Source organism: Candidatus Symbiobacter mobilis CR (assembly GCF_000477435.1).
GTDB lineage: Bacteria > Pseudomonadota > Gammaproteobacteria > Burkholderiales > Burkholderiaceae_C > Rhodoferax > Rhodoferax mobilis.
Genome location: NC_022576.1, coordinates 1,836,868 through 1,858,068 on the forward strand (window position 1 = coordinate 1,836,868; position 21,201 = coordinate 1,858,068).

Below are 21,201 nucleotides of genomic sequence, written 5' to 3' on the forward strand. Positions count from 1 at the left end.
ATAGGTGCTTACCGCACTTTGCGCGCCAACCGTAGCAGGTGCGCGCTGGGTTGCAGGCCCGCACGGCGGGCTGCACCCATATTGATATCGAAACGGTAGCGCCCCCCTACGGGAAACAGGTCGATCACTGCGCCGGATTCGGCACCGTCTACGCTATCCCGGACAGTAAGGGTCGCCCGTTTTGCCACGGCGTCGAACCACTCTTGCGTAGCCTGCACCGCAGGGGGCAGATAGAGAACGTGGCACCCCTTGGCATCTGCGGGGCGATTCAACGTGCGGGCGGCGATGGACAGGTCGTGTGCGGAATGCTGGGCCAGTTCGCGCAGACGTTCCGAGAGGGCTTCATCCCCGGGCGCTATGCAAAACTGCATCGCGCACTGCTGGGCCAAGGCTTGGGGTGGCCATTCGGTAAAGCGGGCCAGATTTAGCAGCAGCGCCATCCGGACGGTCATGGGATCCTGGCCCCACGCACAACCAATCCAGAACACCATGAGCGCTGCGAAAAGGGAGCGCATGATGCGTCCTCTGGTCAGGCTATCCACATACCTGCCATCGTGGCAGGCAGGTGAGATGGTGGGGGAACGCCCGTTCGGTACGCTACGAACTTGCCGGTTCGCTTGGGCAGGCTGTGCAAAGAGTACAAAACAGGCAAGATGTACCCATGCACGGCGGGTACCGCCGTCACCCCGGTGCAGTCGCGAGGAAGCAGAGCACTTGGCAACCATTTCATAGTGGCAGATCCTCCGGGATCGGTTGCAGAAACATCTCGGCAACGCACGACGACGAGACGGGACGGCTGAAGTAGTACCCCTGAATGCTGTCACACCCCAGGGCGCGCAATGTTTCAAATTGTTGACGAGTCTCCACGCCCTCGGCAGTGACATGCATATCCAGGCTGTCCGCCAACGCGACGACGGCGCGAACGATGGCCTCGTCCTCGCGGGAGTCGGGCATATCACGCACAAATGCGCGGTCGATCTTGAGTTTGGTCAACGGCAAGCGCTTGAGATACCGTAGCGACGAATACCCCGTGCCAAAGTCGTCGATAGCGATATGGATGCCGTGCCTGCGGAGTGTGCAGATGTCGGCCAGCGTTTTGCCGCTGTCGTCCATGAGCACGTTCTCGGTGATTTCCAGCTCCAGGCACTCCGGTTGCAGCCCCGTGGCTTCGAGCGTTGCCATGACTTCGTCGAGAAACCCCGCTGCGCGGAACTGGACGGGAGAGATGTTCACGCAAACACGAATCGGCATCCCCACTTCGGCGATCCACTGTTGGGCCTGTTTGCACGCCGTATGCAGTACCCAGGAACCCAGGGGGTGGATCATCCCGGTCTCTTCGGCGATATGGATGAATTCCAGCGGAGACACCATCCCTCGCACGGGGTGGTGCCAACGAATCAGCGCTTCCACGGCATGGGCAGTGCGGGTCACCACATCGATTTGCGGCTGGTATACCAACTCGAACTCGTTGCGCTCCAGCGCGTACCGTAGCGCGGATTCCATCGCAAAACGACCGACGGCGCGTTCCGTGAGCGAAGCGCTGTAGTACTCGCAATGGTTGCGCCCCAGATCCTTGGCGGCGTACATCGCCGTTTCCGCATGGTTGACGAGCGTTTGCGCGTCTGTCTGATCATCGGGAAACAGCGCAATGCCGATGCTGGCCGTGATGAACAGCTCGCGCCCGTCCACGAACAGCGGGCGCGCCACCGATTCCCGAATGCGTTGCGCCGCACTCAGCGCGTCGTCGGCCTTGTGCAGGATGGGCAAAAGCATGGTGAATTCGTCCCCGGCGTGCCGGGCTACCTGCACCCCCGCATCGTGGATCTCGCGGGTATGGGCGCCGGGCGCCGGTCTGCCCAGCACGTCAAAGGATCGCAGTGATACCCGCAGGCGGTCGGCCACGCGCTGCAACACCACATCGCCAGCCTGATGCCCCAGCGAATCGTTGACGCTTTTGAAGTTGTCGAGGTCGAGGTACAAAACGGCCAGCGTCGACGCCGTCCGCAATGCGCGGTCGATTTCCTGTTGCAGGATTTCCAGGAACGATTGCCGGTTTGGCAGGTTGGTCAAGGTATCGAAGTACGCCAGATAGCGCACCTGCTTTTCGGCAATGCGGCGCTGCGCGGCGTCATGGAACGAACGCAGCACGTACCGGATCCGATGGGCAATCAGCGTCCAGTTGAGGGGCTTGGGGATGAAGTCGGTCGCGCCGACTTCGTAGGCGCGGTCGATTGATGCGACATCGTCATGTCCTGTGATCAGAATGACGGGAACATCCGATTCGAGGCCTTGGCGAATCTCCTCGCAGACCTCGTACCCGTTGCGTTCCGGCATTTCCACATCGAGCAAGACCAAATCGGCAGGGTCGTTGCGAAACGACTCCAGCGCGCTGGCGCCGTCTTCGTGGACCATGACCACATACCCTTGCGATGCCAAAGCGGCCTGCAGGAGCAACCCGACCGTCGGATCATCGTCCGCGATGAGGATGCGGGTGGTGTGCGCGCTGGAAATTGGTGCATTCATAGCGTCTCCAGAAGTTGTGCCAACGCTGCGCGCACCCTGTCGAATTCTTCGCGCACAGCGTGGATTCGTGCAGTATCCACGTTGCCGGATCGTGCCGCGTGTTCTACCTCGCTGGCCATGTCTGCGAGCGCATGGGCGCCCATGTTGTAGGAACTGGACTTGAGCGCGTGCGCGCAGCGTGCTACCTCGGCAAGGTCTTCGGCGGAGGTGGCCGTGAGCATGCGATCAACCGTTGCCGGGGCGCCATGCAAATACGCCTGCGCCAGTTTGCGCAGCAGCTCACCGGCCTGGCCCGCGCCAAGTGCCTGGAGCTGCGTAAGCAAATTGGGATCAATCGCCGAAGGGCCAGCAGGCGCAGGTGGCGCAGGAGGAACGAGAAGGGGCGACGCATTGGAAGACGACGCCGTGCTCGCTGCGCCTGCCACGGGTGGAGCGACGAGCCAGCGTGTCAGGATGCCGACGAGTTGCGCTCCCGAATAGGGTTTGGTGAGGTAATCATCCATCCCGCAGGCCAGGCACTGTTCCCGATCCTGCGCCATGGCATTGGCCGTCAGCGCGACGATGGGGGTTCGTGTACCCGGTTTTTCCATCGTGCGGATCGCGGCAGTGGCCTCGTACCCATCCATGCCCGGCATCTGGCAATCCATCAGAATCAGGTCGAAAGCTTGCGCTTGCACGCATTCCAGCGCTTCCTGTCCGTGGGATGCGGTATGTACGCGCAAGCCCAGCTTTTCGAGCCAGGCCCGCGCCATGAGTTGGTTGACTTGGTTGTCTTCGACGAGCAGCACCGTACCGTGGAACATCGGCTCATCTTGGTCATTGGGGGGTGGCGTGAATTTCATGGCTCTGCCTGAGGCAGTGCAGGCATCCAAAAGTTCGGACTGCCGTGCGGGTTTGTGAACCCAGCGGTCGAAAGCGGTTTCCTCGGCCGGTGGAATTTCCGAAGCGGTAAGCAGGACGATATGCGGTGGCGCAGGTGCATAACGCAAGGTGCGTGCCAGCGCCAATCCATCCTGCATCGGCAAACGGTGATTGAGCAGCGCCACGCCCAAACGCCAGCCCGACTGCAACGCATCGCCGACGATGGCGAGGGCTTCGGTCGTACTCGCCGCCACGTGCGGCACCATACCCCAACCCCGGATTTGGTCGGCCAGAATCGCGAGGCTGACGGGATGGGCATCGACGACCAGCACATGCACGCCTTGTACCGCAGCGGGGGCAGGGGTGCATCGACCCGCTGCGCAGTTGCAGCGGGGCAGCGACAGGCGCACGCGGAACGTGGAACCTTCCCCAACGCGGCTTTCCACCGTCACGTCCCCTTGCATCAGACGCACCAGGTGTCGGCAAATCGCCAGCCCCAACCCGGTACCCCCAAAGTTGCGGGACGTGGAACCGTCGACTTGCGAAAAGTGTTCAAAGATTTTTTCCGTGGCCTCTTGGGGAATGCCGATCCCTGTGTCCCGAACGAACAGGTCGATGGCCAAGGCCTCTGCGGTGGATTCCCGCACGTCAAGCCGGATATGAATCTCCCCGGCTTGGGTGAATTTGACCGCGTTGCCCACCAGGTTGGCCAATACCTGGCGAAGCCGCAAGGGATCGCCGCGCACGCACAAGTCGGTGGCGACGGGAACCTCGACGAGCAATTCCAACCCTTTGTTGTGCGCGGGCAGCGCAAACATTGCCGCTGTGTCTTCGATGAGCGTACACAGGTCGAGGTGGGTGATCTCCAACTCCATCCGCCCGGACTCGATCTTCGAAAAGTCGAGGATGTCGTTGATAACGTCGAGCAGGTGTTTGCCCGAAGCGTGAATCGCACGGACGTACCGGCACTGGGTGGTATCGAGCAGGGTGCGTTGCAGTAGCTCTGCCATGCCGAGCACACCGTTCATCGGGGTGCGAATCTCATGGCTCATCGTTGCCAGGAATTCGCTTTTGGCCCGCGACGCTGCTTCGGCGCGTTCCTTGGCATGTTGCAGTTCTGCGGTACGTTCCGCCACAGCGCGTTCCAGCGTCTCGGTGTACGAAGCCTGCCAACGGTCCCGCTGGGCAAGCTGCGCGCTCATCGTGTGGAAGCTGTGCGCAAGCTGGTCGAATTCCTCGATGCCCGACAAGGCGACTTGATGGTCGTGCTTGCCGGCGGCAACCTCGTTCATCGTCTTCGCCAGTTCCCCCAGCGGGCCGAGCACGCGGTTGATGAGGCGGCCCTGCAAACGCTGTATCACCCACAGCGCAATGGGAACCAACACCAGCAGCAGCAACACTTGCAAGGAGAGCTGGTGCAGCAGGGGCCGCAAGTCGATCGCGAGGGTGATCCACCCAAGAAGCTGGTGATCCGGGCGGATGGCCTGGCGGAACAACACCGTCGTGCCATGCAGCCGATGCCCTTCCCCAGGGTAGGCAACGACACGCTCCCGCACCTGGGGATGTCGTTCATAGTGGGCGAAGGTTGCGCCGTCGGCCGTCTGCACTTCGGCGCAAAGCACGTCGGGGACGACTTGCAACCCGTGCAGGATCTCGCTGGCGTTTTTGGCATCCCCAAACGCCAGGGGAGCGGTCAGGTTTTCATGCAGATTGGCCAACAGCAGGCGGCCGTTGTCCAGGTTTTGCGCGACCAGCATCCACCAGTGGGTGGAGAGCACCAGCACGCCGAGGGTTCCCATTGCTGCGGCCAGCACGACGACATGGATTCGCCGTAGCCGGGAGTGCAAGGACAGCCGACGCATAGGGTGCATAGGGTGTTATGCAATCTGCTCCGGGAAACGCCCCCGTGGCATCAGCATGTCAACGCTTGGCATCGGGGTCGATCTGCAGGAAGGGCACTGCCCCTCCCGTGACCGAGGGCAACACACCGTTCCATTTGGAAATGGCCATGCGCTCGTTTTCGATGCGCCGCAGCGTGAGCAGATCGGGGGTAATTTGCTGGCGCTGGAGAGCCAGGGACTCGGCTTCGGCCTTGGCGCCAACGAGTTTCTGCTCGGCCTCGATCTGCATCCGCTGCAAGTCGCGTTCCGCCTGCTGCTTGAGCTGCTCGGCGCGTACCTTGTTTTCGATGGCCTCGGAGAACGACTTCGAGAAGCTGAAATTGATCAGGTTGAATTCGTCAAGGATCAAGCCATGGCGCTGCATCTTGTCTTTGAGGAGGACGACGATGGCGTCGCGAACCTCCGTGCGCCGGGTGATCAGCTCTTCGGCGGTGAAGCGCGCGGTGACGGCTTTGACGGACTCATGCGTCGCTGGGATGATGATGCGTTCGACGAGGATGTCCGTCGAGGGGCCGACGTTCATGAAGGCATCGACGACGCGCTTGGGGTCAAGGTGGTAGTTGATCGCGACCTTGGTGTGAATGGCTTGCAAGTCCTTGGACGCTGCCTCGCCCTCGCCTTCGCCGTTCTGAATCTGCACATTCATCAGGTGCATCGTCTGCGCGACGGGAATGCGGAAGTGGATGCCGGGTTCATAGCTCACGCCTTTGGCCTGCCCGAAGGTCGTAATCACCCCGCGCCACCCCGTGGGAACGATCGCAAACGGTGCAAGCCAGATGACTGCCATCGCCGCAACGATCAACAAGAGCAGTTTTTTGAAGAGCGAGAAGGTAGAGAAGTTCATAGGATGCAACAGAACAAGTAGCAGAGAAAGAAGCGAATGACACGCCCCGGCAAGGCCCACAACACTCCCAACCCAGCCCACGCCAAGAGATGCGGACCATCATAGCGCGGCCCTTTTACAGGGATGTGAACCCCCGCCTACTCCCTCGTCACCCGCACCAATTCCTCGCGAGAGGTCACGCCCTGTTGCACCAGGCGCTCGCCGTCTTCGCGCATCGGCACCATGCCGGTTGCCTGAGCGGCGGCGCGGATTTCGGCTTCGGATGCACGGTTGTGGATCAGCGCACGGATCGCCTCATCGGTGACGAGCAGCTCAAAAACCCCGCTGCGGCCGCTGTAGCCGGTGTGCCCGCAGCGTTCGCACCCCACGGGGCGGTGTTGGGCGCTGCAATGCGTACATAGCTTGCGAACCAGCCGTTGCGCGAGCACACCCAACAGGCTGGAGCTGAGCAGAAAAGGCTCGACGCCCATGTCCGTCAGCCGCGTGACGGCGCTGGCGGCATCGTTGGTGTGCAGCGTCGCCAGCACCAGATGCCCGGTCAGCGACGCTTGGATCGCGATTTGCGCGGTTTCGTAATCGCGAATCTCGCCGATCATGATGACGTCGGGATCCTGGCGCAGGATCGCACGCAGCGCCTTGGCAAAGTCCAGCTCGATCTTGGGGTTGACCTGCGTCTGCCCCACCCCGGCCAACTCGTATTCGATGGGGTCTTCGACCGTCATGATGTTGCTGCGGGTCGCATCAAGCCGACCCAGCGCTGCGTAGAGCGTCGTCGTTTTGCCTGACCCCGTCGGCCCCGTGACCAGCACGATGCCGTGCGGCTGGGCGATTAGGGCCTCGAAGCGGCGTAGCACTTCGCCTTGCATCCCCAGCGCTTCGAGGTCGAGCCGCCCTTCGGATTTGTCGAGCAGGCGCAGCACGGCGCGTTCTCCGTGCGCGCTGGGCAAGGTGCTGACGCGCACATCGACGGCACGGCTGCCGATGCGCAGCGAAATACGCCCGTCCTGCGGAAGGCGGCGCTCGGCAATGTCAAGCTCGGCCATGATCTTGAGCCGCGAAATCAGCGCGGCGTGCAGGGCGCGGTGGGGTTGCACCACCTCGCGCAGCGTGCCATCGACGCGAAAACGCACGCTGGAATGGCGCTCGTAGGGTTCGATGTGGATGTCGCTCGCGCCGTCGCGTGCGGCCTGCGTGAGCAGGGCATTGAGCATGCGGATGATCGGCGCGTCGTCGGCGGTTTCGAGCAGGTCTTCGATGGCAGGCAATTCCTGCATCATCCGCGAGAGATCGGCGTCGCTTTCGACTTCGTTGACCACCGCCGCAGCGCTGGATTCGCCCTGCGCATAGGCGGTACTGATGCGCTGCACCAAGGTTCCCACAGGCTGGAGGTGCATACGACAGCGCGGGTACTTGCGCAGCACTTCGCCCAAAGCAGGGGCGCTGGCATCGTTAGCAACAAACAGGTCGAGCACCCCTGCGTCCTCTTGCAGCAACAGGCGGTGGGTGCGCGCAAAGGCGTAGGGCAGCGGGTAGCGCATCGTCAGGGGGCAGGTGGCACAGGCTTGGGCAACGACAAATCCGGCGACTTGGTCTGCGGCTGCGTCGGCTGGGCAGCAGGCAGCACGGGCGCATCCGTCGGCGGCAGCACCCCGCCGGGCTGCGGGCGATTGGCCTCCATGTTCGAGCGCATGAAGTCGTAGCGGTCGAGGGTGAGCCGCTCTGTCGAGCGGGCATCGCGAACAACGACCGGGCGCAAAAAGACCATCAGATTCGTCTTTCTGCGGCTGCGCGATTCGGACTTGAACAAATTGCCCAGCACAGGAACCTGCGCGATGCCGGGGACGCGCTCTTCGTTACCGGCAGACTCGTCCTGCAACAACCCCCCCAACACCACGATGCTGCCGTCATCGACGAGGACGGTCGATTCGATCGTGCGCTTGTTCGTCGTCGGCCCGTTGGTGGAAGCCACCGTCGAAGCCAACACGCTGGAAACTTCTTGGTAGATCGTCAGCTTGACCGTTCCGTCTTCGCTGATCTGCGGCTTGACCTTGAGCGTCAGCCCCACGTCGCGGCGTTCGATCGTCTGGAAAGGGTTGACGGTTCCCGAGCTGGATGTGCCCGTGCTGGTGTATTGGCCGGTGACGAAAGGAACGTTCTGCCCGATGACGATCTTGGCTTCCTCGTTGTCCAACGTCAGCAAGTTGGGGGTGGAGAGCACGTTGCCGCTGCCGGAGTCTTCCAAAAACCGCGCCAGAAAACCGAGCACGTAGACCCCGCCATCGACGCGCTGCACTGCGCCGATATTCAGCCCACGCGCGGGGGTAACGCTGCCGCTGGCCGCCCCTGCTGCCAAGTTGATGATGTTCTTGCCCGCAGTGCCGAAGTTGCTCCCCAACAGCCCGATCACACCGCTATGGGAATCCCCCAGCGGGCCTTGCCACTGGATGCCGAATTCGGCAGCCTTGTCCACGCTGACTTCGGCGATGAGGCTTTCGACGAAGACCTGCGCACGGCGCGTATCGAGCTGGTCGATGACGGCGCGAATCTGGCGGTATTGCGGCTCGGAGGCGGTGATAAGCAGGGAGTTCGTCGCAGGGTCGGCCTGGATTTGGCCGCCCGTCGTCGCGGCGGGGGTGTTGGCGTTGTTGCCCGTGGTGGGCGTGGTCGTCACTGGGGTTGCGGACATCGCAGCCCGCAACGTTTGCGCCACCTTCGTCGCGTCGGCATTTTTGAGGTGGACGACGTAGATATTCCCCGCATCGCCATTGCCACCGGCAGGGCGGTCGAGCTTGTCGACCATCGAGACGACGAGCGCAAGCTGCGCAGCGTTGGCAGCACGAATGATCAGCGTATTCGAACGGGGGTCGGCCAGCAGCACCGTCCGGGCGGCGGGGTCGGCCTGCCCAGCCTGGGCGGTGCCGGTGCCTGCGGAAGTACCCAACAGTTTGGCGACAAGGGGGGCGAGGTCCGAGGCAATCGCATGGCGCAAGGGCAGGATTTGGATGTCGGTGGCGTTGGAAACGTCCATCGCAGCAACGATCCGACCCAGACGCCGCAAGTTGTCCGCGTAGTCCGTGACGATCAGCGAGTTGTTGCCAGGATTGGCGTTGATCGTGTTGTTGGGGCTGATGAGCGGGCGCAGGATCGGGACGAGGTTGTTGGCGGATTCGTGCTGGAGCACAAAAACTTGCGTAACGATCTGGTTGCCGGACAGGGCTTGGTCAGCGACGACTTCGGTTTGCAGCTTGCCATCGGCCTCGGGGACCACCTTGTACAGGCCGGAAGCCTGGATCAGCGTGTAGCCCTGCATCCGCAGCGCCGCGACAAACTGCGCAAGCGCGGCCTCGCGGGGGATGGGTTTTTCGGTCAGCAGGGTGATCGTTCCCTTGACGCGCGGGTCAACGATGATGTTCCTGCCCATGATGCTCGCAAAGGTACGCGCTACCGCGTCGATCTCCGCCGCTTGGAATTGCAGCGTGACGGGTTCGGTCGATGGTGGCGCCCGGCGCGCACGCGCCGCGTTCGCAGACAAGCTGCCCAATGCCAAAGCCACGGCCAGCAAGAACAGGATGGGCAAGTTCCGAATAGGCAAGTTCCGCCGGAGCAATACCGCTCGGCGCAGTGGGGAGAGGAAGGCAAACATCATGGCAATCGGTACAAGCAAAGTGATCGGAGGGTAATCCAAGCGCTATGTCAAAGCTGGATGATCGAACGGTCGCCATTGCGCCGCCCGATGATGTTGAGCAGGTTGTCCAGCGCGCTGCGGTGTTCTGGCGCTGCGGTGGCTTCGCCGGCAAAGCGCAGCCGCCCCCCGGTCCATTGGCCCGTGCCCGATAGCCGCAGACTGCCGCGCAGTGTTGACAACGCCAGCGTGGGTGCTTCCCCGCCGCGAACGAGAACGCGATAGCTGCCCATCGGCCGCAGGGTGGAGAGGTTGGAAGAAATGTCCACTGCGTCGAGCCGCGCAGTGCCCGCCATGCGCAAGCGCCCATCGTGCCGGGTGAAGGAGACGCCTTCGAGGTGGAGATCGAGGTCGCCACGCGCATCGATCGTGTTCCACGGGGTTCCCAACGCACGCAACCACTGCGCAGGCCAGCGCGAATCGCCATCGGACAAGGTCAGCACGAAGCCCTTCTGTTGCAACGCGAACGTGGCCGAGGCCTCTTGGGACATGCAGCAGGCGGCGCGCCAAGTCAGCCGCACGCCCCACAACATCGGTGCCAGGCGCCATTGCAGCCTGCCCGGCAGGGACAGCACGGGTGACGACATCGGTGCCCGCTCCCCCCCCGCGCCCAGCGCCAAGCGGGCAGACCCGTTCCACACGGTTCCACGCGCCTCGTGGAGCTGTACGCGCCCACCGCTGCCTGTTTCAGCCAAGACGGCCAGCCATCCGGCAGGCGCGTAGACGAGCACCCCCAGCAAAAACCCCAGCACCGCGCCGATCCACGCCCAACGCCATGGCGCGCCCTCGGTGCGCGACGCTGTGGTGCTCATGGTGGCCCTCCCATCGTCAGGACGATGGTGCCTTCCCAGGTTCCGGCTGCATTGCGCTTCCAGTGCGCTTCCGTCGGCAGGGCGCGGGCGTTTTGGCGCACCGTGGCCAGCCAGCGTGCCAGCACGTCGCCGGGCACGTCCCGATAGCGCACGACGGTTTGCTCCCCTTGTTCGATGACCTGTGCCGACGTCCCCAGCGTCGCCGCAGCCAAGGCAATGGCTTTGCGCGCTTCCTCGACGGAGATGCGGGGCCGAGCCTGCAAGGCCTGCACCTGCGCCTGCGCAACACGCATCTGCTGCCATTGCGCTTCCAGCTCTTCATACTGCTGCGGTGCTGCGCGCAGGATCCGCAACGCGGGAGCCAGCGCCCCCCACCACGCCAGCGCGCAGACCAACACGACCAGCGCCCAGCGCAGGGCGCGCCGCTCGGGGGGGGACAGCGCTTCCCAGCGGGAGCGCACGGCAAGGGGCAGGGTCAATCGAGTCATGGCAGGGTCATTGCAGGATCATTGCCGTGTCATTTGCGCACGGCTTCGACGATCCAATGGCTGCCTTCCTGCCGGACGCGCAGCCCCTTGCGCTCCAGCGCGGCCTGCACTCCGGCATTGGCGGCCATGCCCGAAGTCAACACCCGCAGCGTGCCGGAGTCATAGTCGACAGCGGAGAGGGTCACCCCCAACGGCAAAGTCTCGGCCATGGCGGCAAGCAACGGTTCCAGATCACCAGCAGACAGGGCACCGCTGGCGCGTTGGAGCGCGGCCAATTCGCGTTCCATTTGCGCGGGGGCATCGACGACGACAGGGATATGCGGAAAAGTCTGCGTCAGCAGGGAACGCAAGGCTGCGCGTTGCGCCTGCAAGGCCGAGCGGGCATGCAATGCGGTCGCAACGATGCCCACGAGGGTACAGCACAGCACAGCCACCGCAGCCGCACGGGCAGGACGCCAGGCTGGGGAACGCAGCAAGGCACGCGCCAAGGTGGTGCAACGCGCCCAACGCCGATCCTGCCGCGCGCACGGCAGGTCGAACTGCGCGAGATCCCACGAAGTCTGCGCAGCGTCGAGCAAACGATGCGGACGCTGGCGCAATGCCGGGGGCTTGCCCAGCAGCCGCTCCGCCACCTGCGCCACAGCAGGTTCGGCAACGCATTGCGGCGGCAGGGCCATGCCTTCGCGCTCCGTCCACCACGCCAAGGCCCCGGCAGACAAGGGGACAGCGAGGACACCTTCGTCATGGGCTACTCCCGTGGCCGGTGCAGCCTCTTCGGGGGACTGCGCAGCAGGCGCCGGGGATGTCGCGGCGATCAACCAGGGGTCGTCTTCCGTTCCGACGACGAACAGCGTGTCAGACAACGCCGGGGGCGTGCATTCGGGAACGACGCGCGCTGGGCGCAACCCCAGGTCGCACAACCAGCGGACGTGGCCGTGGAGCCAGGCTTTGTCACAAGCGCTGACCCACACAGGTACATCGGGAGCGCCATGAACGGCCAGGTGAAGCTGCGGGCCATCGTCGAGCAAATGGTCTTCGAGGATGCCGTCGAGCACGGCCCGCAACCGCGCTCCCCCTCGATCCGCACTGCGGCGCACGCTGCCCTTGGGCAAAGCGACGCGATACCAGGAAAGGGACTGCGCCGGAACGAGGAAGACGACTTCCTCCCCCTCGGCAACCTTGGTAGCAGCCCGGCGCGCCAGCAGTTCTTCCACGCCGCCTTGCGCATGAAGGGGCTCCGAGCCGTCCATACGGTCGACCACGTACTCATACAGCGCTTCCGAAGGGGAACCCCCAGCGCTAAGGCCTGCGGGCAAGACGACGAGCAACATGGCCATGGTAGGGTGCAGGATTGTAGGGAGCGGAAGAACGCGGCACCTTCACCACCTACGTTGCACCATGGCAAAAGCGCAGCACCCAATCAGCCTTGGCCCCATGGCAGGTACGGTAAAAACTGGCCTGGGCCTGTCGCTAATTTCTTGCTACTGTGGGTTGGTATCCAGCAATGCGCTCTGCACAGCATCCTTGGAACCCCATGGCACCACATCTAGTACCCAATCCCCCTCATTGGTTAGAGAAAGCACAAAACGTTCTATCAATTCCACTGGGAATTGACAAGGATGCTCTGTTTTCTCAAAATGCCAGATGATCCGGTTCCGCATCTTCAGCCCAAGTTTGGAAAAAATGGGATAGAGCACCGTATCCAAAGGGATGATCGCTCCTTTATCAACATAATTTCCCACCTGCCAGCAAATACTGCCTTTCTGCGACAAGGCGCGCACGCATTCGGTGATGACTTTGGCCTGCTGTTGAAGATATACATCGAGATGCAGTTTTGTCTCGTACTCTTTTCCGATGTTGTAAGGGGGTGACGTGACAATGAGTTGGAGTGACTCATTGGGAATCGATTTCAATAGATCAAGACAATCGCCATGGTACGCAATGACCGATTCCGATGGATCGAAGACATGGGCAATGCTGTGATTCCGATGGAACAATGTCTGATTCTTGATTTCCATAAAAACCTTACCCGACCCGCACCACCGCATTCGGGACGAAGCCAAAGCTTGCGCGTTTGCCTTTGCGGCCACGCACGCCCATTGCCAGTTTCAAGCTGCGCTGATCCAGTGTTTCGCTGCGTGCTTGTCCAGATCGCGTAATGCCATCGACCCGCACGCTGTGCGTGAATGCTGCAGCACCAGCCAGTGCCTCACCCACGCCCAGTTCCATCAATACCAGCCCCCTGCCCCCATTGGGCATCGCTTTGAGATCGGTGACGGGAAAGGCCAGCACGCGGCCCCCAGTGGACACACAGGCGACCGTGGGCGCAGCGGGGCTGCCACCCGACAAGGCTCCCCCGTCCACGACGGACGGTTTGCACAGGTATTCCCCCTCATGTACGGTCAAAAAGGCTTTGCCGGCCTTGAAGCGCGAGAGCATGTCCTCGACCCGGACCAAAAACCCGTACCCGCCCGACCCCGCCAGCAACAGCAAGGCATCCGCAGCCCCTGCAAAAAAGTGCGTGGCCTCGGTATTGGGTTCGAGGTCGATCAGGCTGGTGATGGGCTGCCCATCGCCGCGCCCGCCGGGGAGGCTGGATACGGCGACGGTGTAGACCCTGCCGTTGCTGCCAAAAACCAGCAAGCTGTCGGTGCTTCGGCATTCAAACGTGGCGTAGAGCGCATCGCCTGCCTTGAAGGTGTATTCCGGGGCGGGCATTCCGGCGCTGCGGTCTCGCGCCCAGCCTTTCTGCGCCCGCACCCATCCCTTGCGGCTGACGATGACTGTCACCGGCTCTTCCAGCACCTTGACTTCGGCGACGACACGCTGTTCCGCCTGGATGCGCGTGCGCCGCTCGTCCCCGAAGGTTTTGGCATCGGCCTCGATTTCGCGGATCAGCAGGCGTTGCAAGGTTTTGCTATTACCGAGGATGTCCCCCAGCGCTTCTCGTTGCGAGCGCAGTTCGCCCAGTTCTTTCTCGATCGCAATGGCTTCGAGCCGGGCCAGTTGCCGTAACCGGATTTCAAGGATGTCTTCTGCCTGCGTGTCGCTCAGGCCAAAGCGGGCGATCAGTGCGCTTTTGGGTTCGTCGGATTCGCGGATGAGCGCGATCACTTCGTCGATATGCAGTAGCACCAAGGCCCTGCCTTCGAGGATATGGATGCGGTGCTCGACCCGATCCAGCCTGTGCCGGGTGCGCCGCGTCACCGTTTCCTGCCGAAAAGCGATCCATTCCTCCAGCAGGGTGCGCAGGGGCTTGACTGTGGGCTTGCCGTCCCGGCCGACGACGGTGAGATTGATGGGCACCGTGCATTCCAAGCTCGTGTGGGCCAACAGCATCCGCACAAGCTCGTCCTGATCGACCTTGCTGCCTTTGGGTTCGATCACCAGCCTCACGCTGGCTTCCTTGCCCGATTCGTCGCGCACCTCGTCGATGGCGGAGAGCATGGCAGCTTTGAGGTGCAACTGCTCGGGGCTTAGCCCTTTTTTGCCGACCTTGACTTTGGGGTTGCTGCGTTCCTCGATTTCTTCCAGCACACGCTGCGCGCTGACCCCTGGCGGCAGCTCGGTCACAACCAGTTGCCACTGATTGCGTGCCAGGGGTTCGATCAGCCAGCGTGCCCTACACAGGAGCGAGCCGCGCCCTGCCTGGTAGGTGCGCAGAATGTCCTCGCGGGGGCTGATGAGTTGTCCGCCTCCGGGAAAGTCCGGGCCAGGGACAAGATGGAGCAGCGCCTCGTCGGTCAGGGTGGGGTCTCGCAACAAAGCCGTACAGGCTTGTGCGACTTCGCGCAGGTTGTGGCTGGGAATTTCGGTCGCCATCCCCACAGCGATGCCGCTAGCGCCATTGAGCAGCACGAAAGGCAGGCGTGCGGGGAGCAGCCGAGGCTCTTCGGTACTGCCGTCGTAGTTGCCGATGTAGTCGACGGTACCTTCGTCGACTTCGGAGAGCAGCAGCGTGGCAATTTTGGAAAGCCGGGCTTCGGTGTAGCGCATGGCCGCAGCGCCATCGCCGTCCCGGCTGCCGAAATTGCCTTGGCCGTCAATCAACGGGTAGCGCTGATGAAAATCCTGCGCCATCCGCACGAGGGCGTCGTAGGCCGCAGAGTCGCCATGGGGGTGAAACTTGCCGAGCACATCGCCCACCACCCTTGCGCACTTCACCGGCTTGGCTGCTGTGCTTCCTTGCGGGCCGCTGTACCCCAGTCCCATCCGGGACATCGCATACAGGATGCGCCGCTGCACGGGCTTTTGCCCATCGCAGACATCCGGCAGCGCACGGCCCTTGACCACGCTGAGCGCATATTCGAGGTAGGCACGCTGCGCGTAGGTGGCGAGCAGCAGGGATTCGCCGTCTTCGGTTTCCAGGCTGGGGGCAGGGGTGTCGTCGATCACGACGTCCATGGCGCGTATCCGCACGCCTATCAGACGCGCTGCCAGTCCGGTACCCAGGCCCCGGCGCGGATTTGCAACAGCCAGTGCGCGGCAATCAGCGTTTTGCCGTCAGTAACGCTGCCGGTCCGGCATTGATCCAGGAATTCTTCAAGGGGGAGCGTCAGCACTTCGAGGAATTCTTCCTCGTCGAGGTCACGATCCCCGGCAGTCAGCCCCCGCGCGAACCAGACATCGATGAATTCGGTCGAATACGCAACGACAGGGTGGAATAGCCCTGCATGCGCCCATTCAGCGGCGCTGTAGCCCGTTTCTTCCCGCAATTCGCGTTGCGCGCTGGCCAGACACTCCTCGCCATGGTCGAGCTTGCCGGCAGGGAATTCGAGCATGACCTTGGCAACGGGGTAGCGGTACTGCCGTTCCAGAACCAGTTCCCAGGAGCCGTCTTCTCGTTCGAGGATCGGGACGATGACCACCGCTCCGGGGTGTACGACGTATTCCCGGATCGCAGTCTGCCCATTGGGCAACTCGACGGTATCGCGCTGCAAGTGCAGGATCTTGCCGTGGTACAGCTCTTCGCGGTGTACCGCCGTTTCCAGCAATGTCTTGGACATGCAGTCGCGCAGCCCGGCCTGCAAAAAGACCGGCTCAACCTACCAAGATGCCTGCGACGGCGTCTTGGCAGAGGGTGAGCAAGGCTCCGGGCAACAACCCGACCAGCAGGAGCAGGGCCGCGTTGGCGCTCAATACCAGACGCACGTCGATGCCGCAGGAATGCGGCGCTGCGGTGGTCCCGGGTGCATCGAAATACATGACCTTGACAACCCGCAAATAGTAGAAAGCCCCGACGAGCGACATCAGCACAGCGAAGATCGCCAGCATCAGGTACGGGGTTCCCCCGGAAGCCAGCAGGACTTGCAACACGGCCAGCTTCGCGTAAAAGCCCAGCATCGGCGGCACGCCCGCAAGGGAAAACATGCACAGCGCCATCGCGGCTGCAAGGAAGGGGCTGCGCTGATTCAACCCAACAAAGTCTTGCAGGGTGTCGCTTTCCTTGTCTTTGCATGCCAACGCCAGAATCACCCCAAACCCCACCAGCGTCGTCAACACATAGGAGATGGCGTAGAACATCGCAGCGCCATAGGCCGATTCGGCCAGCGCGTGATCGTTCCCCAACCCTCCAGAGAGCAGCCCCAGCACGACGAACCCCATGTGCGAAATCGTCGAATATGCCAGCATCCGCTTGAGGTTGGTCTGCATGATCGCTGCGAAATTCCCCACAGCCAGCGACAAGACGGCGAGCACGGCAAGCATCTGCTGCCATTCCATGGCAAGGCCATGCATCCCTTCGACCAAAACACGCAGAGCCACGGCAAAAGCTGCCAGCTTGGGAGCACCGGCGATGAGGAGCGTGACGGCAGTCGGCGCGCCGTGGTAGACGTCTGGAATCCACATGTGAAAGGGAGCAGCGCCGAGCTTGAACGCCAGCCCGCTGACGAGGAATACCAACCCGAATACCAGCACCGTATGCTGGATTTGCCCCGAGTTGATGGCGTGGAGCACTTCCCCCAGATGCAGAGAACCCGTCGCGCCGTACAGCATGGACATGCCGTAGAGCAGCAGGCCGGAACCCAAGGCGCCGAGGACAAAGTACTTCATCGCCGCTTCCGTGCCTACCGGATCGTCCCTGCGGGATGCGACGAGCGCGTAGCTGGTCAACGTCAACAGCTCAATGCCTAGGTAGACCACGAGCAAATGGTTGGCAGAGATCATCACCGACATGCCCAGCAGCGCAAATAGGCTGAACAGATAGAACTCTCCCCCCGAGCGCAGCATTCCACGTTCGCCGATATACGGTCGTGCATAGACGAGCGTGACCATGACGGAGAGCGTGGAAAAACACTTGAGCCAGTTCCCCAGCTTGTCACTGACGACCATATCGCCAAAGGCGTACAGCGTCCTCCCGGCAAGGGCATCGTTGGCCTGGATGGCGGCAATGCCAGCCAGGGTCAGCATGGTCAGTGCAAAAGTTTCCCCGCGATCCTTGCCATTGCCGTACAGGTCATAGATGGCGACGGCGCACGCCATCACTAGCAGGAGCAGTTCCGGGAAAACGACCAGCAGACTGAGTTCGTCGATCATGAAGGGCTGTCGGGTGAGGCAAACAAGGGCTAGAAAACCCCTGGGTTAGGGAAGTTTGGACTCGGCAACGTGGGCGACCAACTTATCGACCGATGCATTCATCGCATCGGTGAAGGGCTTGGGATACAGCCCCAGAACCAAGATCGACACTGCCAGACTGCACAACACGATCCATTCACGCCGATGGATGTCCGGCATGGCGGCTACGTGATCATTCCCCATCGGCCCGAGGTACACCCGCTTGAACATCCATAGCGAATAGGCTGCGCCGAAAAACAGCGCCGTCGCTGCAAGCAAGCCCAGCCAAAAATCGACTTCGACTGCGGCAAGGATGACCATCCATTCCCCAACGAACCCGGCAGTGCCCGGCAGGCCACAGTTGGCCAAGAAGAACAGCAGCGCCAAAGCCGTGAAGCGAGGCATGGCATGAACCACACCGCCATAGTCGGCGATCTCGCGGGTATGCATCCTTTCATACAACACGCCAATGGCCAAGAACATTGCCGCCGATACCAAGCCATGCGAGATCATTTGCACGATCCCACCGGATATGCCGAGCGCATTGAAGAGGAAGAACCCGAGGGTCACGAACCCCATGTGCGCAACGGAAGAGTAGGCAACGAGTTTTTTCATATCCGCCTGCACCAGCGTCACCAAACCCACGTAAACGACGGCGACCAAGGACAACCCCACCATCAACCCCGCCCATTCCTGCGAGGCATCCGGAGCGATGGGCAGCGAAAAGCGCAGAAATCCGTAGGCGCCAAGCTTGAGCATGATGGCCGCCAGCACCGCCGACCCCCCCGTCGGAGCCTCGACGTGGACATCAGGAAGCCAGGTATGCACCGGCCACATGGGCACCTTGACTGCAAAGGCCGCCAGGAAGGCAAAGAAGAGTGCCGTTTGCGCGGTTCCGTCGATGGGCAGAGCGTGCCAGAGCAAGATGTCGAAACTGCCATTCGACAGGTTGTAGAGATACAGCAGCGCCAACAACAGCAGCAAAGAACCCAGCAGGGTGTAAAGGAAAAACTTGAAGGCTGCGTAAATGCGGTTTTGCCCCCCCCATACACCGATGATGAGGTACATCGGAATCAGGGTCGCCTCGAAGAAGACATAAAAAAGCATCCCATCGAGTGCGCTGAACACGCCGACCATCAGGCCGCTCAGGATCAGGAAAGACCCCATGTACTGGTGCAGACGTTCTGTCGTCGCTTCCCAACCCGCGATGACGACCAGGACGGTGATGAAACCCGTCAGCGGGAGGAACCACAGCGAAATGCCGTCGATGCCGAGAAAGTAGTGGATGTCGTACCGCTCGATCCAGGCGACATGCTCGACGAATTGCATCGACGCCGTGGTGGAGTCGAATTGCATCGGTAGTACCGCAGTGACCAGAAACCCTGCCAAAGCGCCTACCAGCGCCGTCCATCGTGCGAATCCTGCCCGTTGCGCGCCCCCCAATCCCAGGAGCGCGACGCCAAACAGGATCGGAATCCAAATCGCCAGACTCAACAATCCCATGTCGTTCTCTTTCTCACTGGAGCCAAACAAAGTACGTCATCAAGACGAACAACCCCAGCAACATCGTGAGGACGTAGTCGTACAAAAAGCCCGTCTGGAACTTGCGCACGACCCCTGCCAGCCATCCCACTGCTTTCCATGACCCGTTGACGCAGGCGCCGTCGATGAGCGCACGATCACCCACCTTCCATAGCAGCAGCCCCAAGCCGCGTATAAAAGGAGCGAGGACGCTTTCGTTGATCCAGTCCATGTAGTACTTGTTGTCGAGCAAGCGGTACAGGGCGGGGTAGCGAATTTTCATGAGCGCAGGCAGGGTAGGCCGCTGTACGTAGAAGTAGTACGCACACCCAGCCCCTGCGATGGCCAGCCAGAGTGGCAGCGTAGCCAGTGCGTGCCAGGCCATTTGCGCAGGCCCGTGGAATTCCGCAGCCAGCTTCGCCATAGCGGGGTGGCTTTCCACATCGACCCACACCGCGCCTTGCAATACGTCACCAAAGAGGACTTCCGACACCGTGAGATAGCCAATCAGCACCGAAGGAATGGCCAGCATGATGAGCGGCAGCGTCACAACCCAGGCGGATTCGGTGGGCAGGGCTGCATGATGCCCTGTCTGGCCGTGGTGGGAATCATGGCTTGTAGAGTGCCCGATTTCCGTGCGCAGCTTGCCGTGAAATACCAGGAAATACAGCCGGAAGGAATACAGCGCCGTGACGAACACGCCCGTCAGTACGGCAAAGTAGGCAAAGCCCGACGCAGGCAAGGTGCTGGCCTCGACCGCAAGGATGATCGCATCCTTGGAATAAAACCCCGAAAACAATGGAGTGCCGACCAGCGCAAGTGTGCCCAACAGGAAGGTGGTCGCAGTGATCGGCATGTACTTGCGCAATCCTCCCATCATGCGGATATCCTGTATGTGGTGCATCCCAAGAATGACCGACCCCGCTGCAAGGAAGAGCAACGCTTTGAAGAATGCGTGGGTCATCAGGTGGAAGACTGCTGCGGAGTACGCTGAAGCCCCCAGCGCCACGGTCATATAACCCAGTTGCGACAGTGTTGAATAGGCAATGACGCGCTTAATGTCGTTCTGCACGACACCGAGAAAGCCCATGAACAGGGCGGTGATCGAACCGATAACCAGAACCAGGTTGAGCGCGGCGTCGCTGAATTCATAGATTGGCGACATGCGGGCAACCATGAAGATGCCTGCGGTCACCATCGTCGCTGCGTGGATCAATGCAGAAATTGGTGTTGGGCCTTCCATCGAATCAGGCAGCCAGACATGCAGCGGAAACTGCGCCGACTTGCCCATAGCACCCAGAAAGAGGCCGATGCACACTACCGTCAACAAAAGCCAATCGGTACCCGGGAACAGCACATTCGCCAGCTCTTCGACCTTGTCGAAGTTTTCCCCGAAGTGGAGGGTGCCCGTGTGCGCGACCAGCAACGCAATACCGAGGATGAACCCGAAATCCCCCACCCGATTGACGAGGAATGCCTTCATGTTGGCCAGGGTGGCAGACGGCTTTTGGTACCAGAAGCCGATCAACAAGTAGGACACCAGCCCCACTGCCTCCCAGCCAAAGAAGAGCTGGAGGAAGTTGTTGCTCATCACCAGCATCAGCATCGCAAAAGTGAAAAGCGAGATGTACGAAAAGAACCGGTTGTATCCGGCATCCTCTTCCATATACCCCACCGTATAGATATGGATGGCCAGCGACACGAAAGAGACGACGCACATCATCAACGCTGACAAACCGTCGATGAGGAAGCCCACTTCCATCCGCATCCCACCCACCACCATCCAGGTATAGACCGTCTCGTCGATGCGTATCCCCTGAGAAAGAACGCGATACAACACGACGCTAGACAGCACGAAAGACAGAAAAACACCGCCAATCGTCAAGGAATGGCAGGCTTTTCTACCCAGCAGATTGCCACCGAACTGCGTGCCCAGCACCCCCGTCAGTATGCTGGCCAGCAAAGGCAGCAGGGGAATGAGCAGCAGGGTCGTCAGGCAGGGTGCTTCACTCATCTT

General features: G+C 61.7%; 16 protein-coding genes. All 16 read right to left on the bottom strand.

All coding sequences use genetic code 11. The features are described from left to right. Positions 1-8: 8 nt before the first annotated feature. On the bottom strand, positions 9-515 hold the full coding sequence (locus CENROD_RS13905; RefSeq protein WP_022773818.1) for a YfiR family protein: 507 nt from the start codon (positions 513-515) through the stop codon (positions 9-11). A gap of 14 nt (positions 516-529) precedes the next feature. Then, positions 530-730 carry a hypothetical protein gene (locus CENROD_RS13910; RefSeq protein ID WP_022773822.1) on the bottom strand — a complete coding sequence of 67 codons (201 nt, stop codon included), beginning with the start codon at positions 728-730 and terminating at the stop codon, positions 530-532. Continuing rightward, positions 727-2,523, bottom strand: a complete 1,797-nt coding sequence (locus tag CENROD_RS07565; RefSeq protein WP_022773825.1) for a putative bifunctional diguanylate cyclase/phosphodiesterase — start codon at positions 2,521-2,523, stop codon at positions 727-729. Before CENROD_RS07565 ends, CENROD_RS13910 begins: the two co-directional genes overlap by 4 nt. Next, the gene (locus CENROD_RS07570) at positions 2,520-5,255 is read right to left on the bottom strand and encodes a response regulator (protein WP_081699846.1); all 2,736 of its coding nucleotides are present in this window, start codon (positions 5,253-5,255) and stop codon (positions 2,520-2,522) included. Before CENROD_RS07570 ends, CENROD_RS07565 begins: the two co-directional genes overlap by 4 nt. Before the next feature lie 49 nt (positions 5,256-5,304). Next, the gene (locus tag CENROD_RS07575; protein ID WP_022773827.1) at positions 5,305-6,129 is read right to left on the bottom strand and encodes a prohibitin family protein; all 825 of its coding nucleotides are present in this window, start codon (positions 6,127-6,129) and stop codon (positions 5,305-5,307) included. 137 nt (positions 6,130-6,266) lie between these two features. Next, positions 6,267-7,667, bottom strand: coding sequence for a type II secretion system ATPase GspE (gene gspE / locus CENROD_RS07580; RefSeq protein WP_022773830.1), 1,401 nt, complete (start codon positions 7,665-7,667; stop codon positions 6,267-6,269). A 2-nt stretch (positions 7,668-7,669) separates the two neighbouring features. Next, the gene (gene gspD, locus CENROD_RS07585; RefSeq protein ID WP_022773834.1) at positions 7,670-9,775 is read right to left on the bottom strand and encodes a type II secretion system secretin GspD; all 2,106 of its coding nucleotides are present in this window, start codon (positions 9,773-9,775) and stop codon (positions 7,670-7,672) included. A 47-nt stretch (positions 9,776-9,822) separates the two neighbouring features. Next, positions 9,823-10,623 (bottom strand): type II secretion system protein N, encoded by an 801-nt coding sequence (locus CENROD_RS07590; protein ID WP_022773839.1) that lies wholly within the window; start codon positions 10,621-10,623, stop codon positions 9,823-9,825. Continuing rightward, a complete protein-coding gene (gspM, locus tag CENROD_RS07595) occupies positions 10,620-11,111 on the bottom strand; it encodes a type II secretion system protein GspM (RefSeq protein WP_022773845.1) in 492 nt (163 codons plus the stop codon). Before gspM ends, CENROD_RS07590 begins: the two co-directional genes overlap by 4 nt. Positions 11,112-11,140: 29 nt before the next feature. After that, positions 11,141-12,448, bottom strand: a complete 1,308-nt coding sequence (gene gspL / locus CENROD_RS07600; protein WP_022773849.1) for a type II secretion system protein GspL — start codon at positions 12,446-12,448, stop codon at positions 11,141-11,143. Between the two features lie 144 nt (positions 12,449-12,592). Beyond that, complete coding sequence (locus CENROD_RS07605) at positions 12,593-13,129, bottom strand: DNA-methyltransferase (RefSeq protein ID WP_022773854.1); 537 nt, start codon at positions 13,127-13,129, stop codon at positions 12,593-12,595. A gap of 7 nt (positions 13,130-13,136) precedes the next feature. Then, positions 13,137-15,515, bottom strand: a complete 2,379-nt coding sequence (parC, locus tag CENROD_RS07610; protein WP_022773858.1) for a DNA topoisomerase IV subunit A — start codon at positions 15,513-15,515, stop codon at positions 13,137-13,139. A gap of 20 nt (positions 15,516-15,535) precedes the next feature. Continuing rightward, positions 15,536-16,117, bottom strand: a complete 582-nt coding sequence (locus CENROD_RS07615; protein ID WP_022773863.1) for an NUDIX domain-containing protein — start codon at positions 16,115-16,117, stop codon at positions 15,536-15,538. A 34-nt stretch (positions 16,118-16,151) separates the two neighbouring features. After that, the gene (nuoN, locus tag CENROD_RS07620) at positions 16,152-17,645 is read right to left on the bottom strand and encodes an NADH-quinone oxidoreductase subunit NuoN (RefSeq protein WP_022773867.1); all 1,494 of its coding nucleotides are present in this window, start codon (positions 17,643-17,645) and stop codon (positions 16,152-16,154) included. 45 nt (positions 17,646-17,690) lie between these two features. Further along, the gene (locus CENROD_RS07625; RefSeq protein WP_022773871.1) at positions 17,691-19,166 is read right to left on the bottom strand and encodes an NADH-quinone oxidoreductase subunit M; all 1,476 of its coding nucleotides are present in this window, start codon (positions 19,164-19,166) and stop codon (positions 17,691-17,693) included. Positions 19,167-19,179: 13 nt separating this feature from the next. After that, positions 19,180-21,198 carry an NADH-quinone oxidoreductase subunit L gene (gene nuoL, locus CENROD_RS07630; protein ID WP_022773876.1) on the bottom strand — a complete coding sequence of 673 codons (2,019 nt, stop codon included), beginning with the start codon at positions 21,196-21,198 and terminating at the stop codon, positions 19,180-19,182. Positions 21,199-21,201: the final 3 nt, after the last annotated feature.

What these genes read in the sequence shown, in the direction of transcription:
- gspE (WP_022773830.1), bottom strand. Translation starts at nt 7,667, where the DNA reads ATGCGCTACCCGCTGCCCTACGCCTTTGCGCGCACCCACCGCCTGTTG.
- CENROD_RS07615 (WP_022773863.1), bottom strand. Translation starts at nt 16,117, where the DNA reads ATGTCCAAGACATTGCTGGAAACGGCGGTACACCGCGAAGAGCTGTAC.
- gspD (WP_022773834.1), bottom strand. Translation starts at nt 9,775, where the DNA reads ATGATGTTTGCCTTCCTCTCCCCACTGCGCCGAGCGGTATTGCTCCGG.
- CENROD_RS07570 (WP_081699846.1), bottom strand. Translation starts at nt 5,255, where the DNA reads ATGCACCCTATGCGTCGGCTGTCCTTGCACTCCCGGCTACGGCGAATC.
- CENROD_RS07605 (WP_022773854.1), bottom strand. Translation starts at nt 13,129, where the DNA reads ATGGAAATCAAGAATCAGACATTGTTCCATCGGAATCACAGCATTGCC.
- CENROD_RS07575 (WP_022773827.1), bottom strand. Translation starts at nt 6,129, where the DNA reads ATGAACTTCTCTACCTTCTCGCTCTTCAAAAAACTGCTCTTGTTGATC.
- CENROD_RS13905 (WP_022773818.1), bottom strand. Translation starts at nt 515, where the DNA reads ATGCGCTCCCTTTTCGCAGCGCTCATGGTGTTCTGGATTGGTTGTGCG.
- CENROD_RS07565 (WP_022773825.1), bottom strand. Translation starts at nt 2,523, where the DNA reads ATGAATGCACCAATTTCCAGCGCGCACACCACCCGCATCCTCATCGCG.
- CENROD_RS13910 (WP_022773822.1), bottom strand. Translation starts at nt 730, where the DNA reads ATGAAATGGTTGCCAAGTGCTCTGCTTCCTCGCGACTGCACCGGGGTG.
- nuoL (WP_022773876.1), bottom strand. Translation starts at nt 21,198, where the DNA reads ATGAGTGAAGCACCCTGCCTGACGACCCTGCTGCTCATTCCCCTGCTG.
- gspM (WP_022773845.1), bottom strand. Translation starts at nt 11,111, where the DNA reads ATGACTCGATTGACCCTGCCCCTTGCCGTGCGCTCCCGCTGGGAAGCG.
- nuoN (WP_022773867.1), bottom strand. Translation starts at nt 17,645, where the DNA reads ATGATCGACGAACTCAGTCTGCTGGTCGTTTTCCCGGAACTGCTCCTG.
- CENROD_RS07625 (WP_022773871.1), bottom strand. Translation starts at nt 19,166, where the DNA reads ATGGGATTGTTGAGTCTGGCGATTTGGATTCCGATCCTGTTTGGCGTC.
- CENROD_RS07590 (WP_022773839.1), bottom strand. Translation starts at nt 10,623, where the DNA reads ATGAGCACCACAGCGTCGCGCACCGAGGGCGCGCCATGGCGTTGGGCG.
- gspL (WP_022773849.1), bottom strand. Translation starts at nt 12,448, where the DNA reads ATGGCCATGTTGCTCGTCGTCTTGCCCGCAGGCCTTAGCGCTGGGGGT.
- parC (WP_022773858.1), bottom strand. Translation starts at nt 15,515, where the DNA reads ATGGACGTCGTGATCGACGACACCCCTGCCCCCAGCCTGGAAACCGAA.